Genomic DNA, 3852 nt, shown 5'->3' with positions numbered 1-3852 from the left:
ACATAAGATAGATGTTGAACCTAAATTGGGAGGCATGTGTGCAATTGATTTTAATATTAAAGGAGTAGATAAGGGGTTAGCAGTTAGAAGGTTATTTTCAGCATCGAATACAAAAAATGAAAAGTTAGAAAAACAAATATTTTTAAACAGTAGCCAAGAAGTAGAAATTTGGGGTGACAGTTTTTCTAAACTAAATGGAGATTCTGATTTTTCTATGTGCAGTAGTTTACCAAATGATGTGAGAACAATATGTTTTCGTCGATGCCAAGATTATAATAGTAAATATAATATTCAATTATGGGATGGAAGCATGGAATTATCAGATGGATTATATGAATATCTGAATTCATATACGATCTAAATAAAGTTCTAGTTATAACGAAATGGGAGAGAAAATAAGGATATTTAGATGATTTCTTGATATATGGCGTCGAGAAAGTATCTATCTACGTCTTTGAGATGGCGAAATAAGTAATAATAAGGGTAAATAAGCATAAAATAAGCATAAAATATAAATTCACTAATCTATTATTAAAAAATTATTAATGGAAACTTTTGTATAATCCATAAGCAAAAACAGCATTATTGCATTAGATGACTTAATTAATGGGGAGGAAGATAGATGAATAAGTTGAAAATATCAGCATCACTTTGGTCTGGCGAATTGGATCGGTTAGCAGAAACTATAAAAAAAGTCGATTTATATGTTGATTCGTATCACTTTGATATTATGGACAATAATTTTGTTCAGGGTTTTTTGTTTAGTGCACCAATTATTAAGTCACTTCGTAAATATACATCAAAATCATTTGATATCCACTTGATGTGCCAAAATCCTATATCAACAATAGACGAGTTGATTGATGCAGGAGCGGATACTTTTATGATTCATTTTAACACGTGTGAAAATCTAGAGGATATGTTAGTAACAATTCATGATAAACAAAAGAAATCTGGACTTGTATTGAATATTGATGAATCAATAGAAAACGTTATACCATATCTTCAATATATTAGTGTTATTGTATTAATGGGGACCGCATTGGGGATAAAAGGTGCTACGTTTGATAATGAAGTCTACAATAAAATTGCTAAATTAAAGAATTATAAATGTAATTATGATTTTGATATACAGATAGATGGAGGAATACGTAAGAATACAGTCCCTGAGATGATTAAGAATGGAGCAGATGTGATAACAGCAGGTTCACTGCTCTTTGAAAATAATTATGAAGAAATAAGAACTTGGTATGATAGTCTGATCAGATGCTAATAAACTTGAAACTAACGTTTGTTTAATGGGGGAAGATAAATGAAGATGGAATTGGAGACATTACTAGATGTAGTAAGCAAGAAAAAAATCACAATATTAGGTGTTGGCGTAATGAGTCAAAATGTAGTATCTTCGGCATTAGAAATCTGTAAGGAGTATAATTGCCCTTTATTATTGATTGCTAGTCGGAATCAAATAGAAATGAGTCGATGTGGATTTGGTTATGCTAATCGTTGGAATGCTGCTTCCTTAAAAGAATACGTATATAGTGAGGCTGAAAACCTAGGAATATGGGATTATGTATATTTGTGTAGAGATCATGGTGGACCATGGCAAAATGATAAAGAATATGTAAATAAAATATCATATGATGAGGCATTTTGCTCTTGCTTAGAGTCTTATTATGAGGATATGAGTGAGGGCTTTGAACTTTTACATGTAGATGTGTCAAGAGATTGGAATTTCGAAGATAAAGTAGATTTAGAATTAGCTGTGGAACGGACTATTATACTTATAAAAAAGTTAGAAGAATATAGGGAAAAAATGAAAATACAAAAGATTCTTTATGAAATTAGCCTTGAGGAAACAGGAAAAAATAATTGTGCATTACAAATCTTTGCTCAGTATGTTGAAAAAATGATGGAAGGTTTTTATAAAGCAGGTATAACAACTCTTCCTAAATTAATTGTAGGTGATACAGGAACTTTTGTAAGAATGGATAAAAATGTAGGTAAATATGAAGAAGAAAATGTTAAAGGACTTTATAGCATAGCATATGAAAATAGTTTGTTGTTAAAGGAACATAACGCAGATTATTTAAGTAAAGATGTTTTAGAAAAGCATGGTGAACAAGGGATTGTTATGGCTAATGTTGCACCTGAGTTTGCTAAAGCTGAAACAGAAGCGATATTACTTCTTTGTGAGATGGAGAAACAATATTTTAAAGAACATTTAGAAATAAGAAATATAGAATCGGGTCTAAAAGAAGCATTATATAACTATGTAATGAAATCTAATAAATGGAAGAAATGGATCGAAGAAGATAAAAATGTAGAATTAATAAGGGAGGATCAAGAGTTTTGTCAACGTGCTACTTTGGTTTGTGGACATTATTTCTACATGGAATTAGATGTGCAAGAAAGAAGAGAAAAGCTATATAGTAATTTGATACATTATGGCATAGAACCAAATCCAGAGCAGTTTATCAAAGATAATATTAAAAGAAGTATTGAGCGATATATTTTAGCGTTTAATTTGCAAGATCTGAACGAAAAATTAAAGGAACAGTATATTTTATGTTCATAGAAATATATTAAATACTGTGAATTGGAGACATGGTTATGGAAGAAAGTATAGAAGATAAGATATTAAATTATATTATAAAGCGATATCGGTTGGATGGGATAATGCGAGAGCAGCTATTAGATGTTCCACTAATAAAATTACCAGAGAATTCAATTGATTTCCTTCGATTGATGATTGATATAGAAGAAATAGCGGGTGTAGAGTTTTCAGACGGTCAATTAGATATTAAAAATTATGAAACAGTAAGACATTTGATAGGGCAAGTAATGAACTTAATTAGTTCAAATATGTAAAAAAAAATATAATACTTGAAAAATAATACAAAATATGTAATAATATAAACATGTTAATAAATGGAAAATAATGTGTTGCTCAATTGATAAATATAATCTAGTGTATTGAATATATCCTTATCATGGATATTATATAAGGTTCCATGCTAAGAGAATTATAATTATGATAGGAGAGAGAAAATGAATAAGGTGAAGGTTTTTTTAATTCCATATGCCGGTGCAACTTCTTATGCCTATTATAGATGTAAAAAATTGTTCCCAGAGGAGCTTAGTCCAGTTTTTTTAGAACTAGCAGGCAGAGGGAGTCGAGGTGAAGAAACATTTTACAAAAGTATAAGTTCTGCTGGAGAGGATATAGCAAAAAATATCATTGATTATACTAGAGATTGCGATTATATCATATTTGGTCACAGTATGGGAGCATTAATTGCTTATGAGGCTTATTATAAATTAATGGAATTTAATTGGAAAAAGCCATTACATATATTTATATCTGGACAGAGACCACCACATTTAATTCGGAGAGATACTCTTATACCACAGTACTCTGATGAGACATTTTTAAGAATTGTTTCGGAATATGGTGGGCTAACAGATGAATTTTATAATGATAAAATACAAAGTATATTTTTGCCGATTTTAAGAGCAGATTTCAGAATTTTAGGTGAATATCAATGTATGGAAAAAAATGAAAAAGTAATGTGTGATATGACTATTTTATATGGAGACGAAGATCAAAATATAGAGGAAAATGAAATTACATATTGGTCTGAATATGCAGGTCAAAATATGGATTTTTATAAATTTAATGGAGAACATTTTTTTATTTGGGATCATTTTCAGGAAATTATTTGCTTGATGCAAAAGGCTATAGTTAAAACAGTATTAAGATAAGATATTAGTGGAGGGTAAAATGTACATTTCTTTAATAATACCAACTTATAATAAATATCAAAGACTAAGCATGATATTACTATCACT

The 3852-nt window shown here is 29.6% G+C and carries 5 protein-coding genes; all 5 read left to right on the top strand.

Annotated features, from left to right (window positions below; all coding sequences use genetic code 11):
* On the top strand, positions 1-361 hold a 361-nt coding region (locus ACW2QF_RS18520), incomplete at its 5' end, for a hypothetical protein (RefSeq protein WP_455717495.1).
* Positions 362-622: 261 nt separating this feature from the next.
* Positions 623-1273, top strand: coding sequence for a ribulose-phosphate 3-epimerase (locus ACW2QF_RS18515; protein ID WP_455717494.1), 651 nt, complete (start codon positions 623-625; stop codon positions 1271-1273).
* Positions 1274-1312: 39 nt separating this feature from the next.
* Positions 1313-2578 (top strand): class II D-tagatose-bisphosphate aldolase non-catalytic subunit, encoded by a 1266-nt coding sequence (locus ACW2QF_RS18510; protein WP_455717493.1) that lies wholly within the window; start codon positions 1313-1315, stop codon positions 2576-2578.
* Positions 2579-2613: 35 nt separating this feature from the next.
* Complete coding sequence (locus tag ACW2QF_RS18505) at positions 2614-2871, top strand: hypothetical protein (RefSeq protein WP_455717492.1); 258 nt, start codon at positions 2614-2616, stop codon at positions 2869-2871.
* Between the two features lie 180 nt (positions 2872-3051).
* Positions 3052-3765, top strand: coding sequence for a thioesterase II family protein (locus ACW2QF_RS18500; protein ID WP_455717491.1), 714 nt, complete (start codon positions 3052-3054; stop codon positions 3763-3765).
* Positions 3766-3852: the final 87 nt, after the last annotated feature.

Source organism: Anaerosporobacter sp. (genome assembly GCF_965301125.1).
The sequence above is the reverse complement of the archived record's forward strand: the minus strand, read 5'-3'. Positions and strand labels throughout refer to the sequence as shown.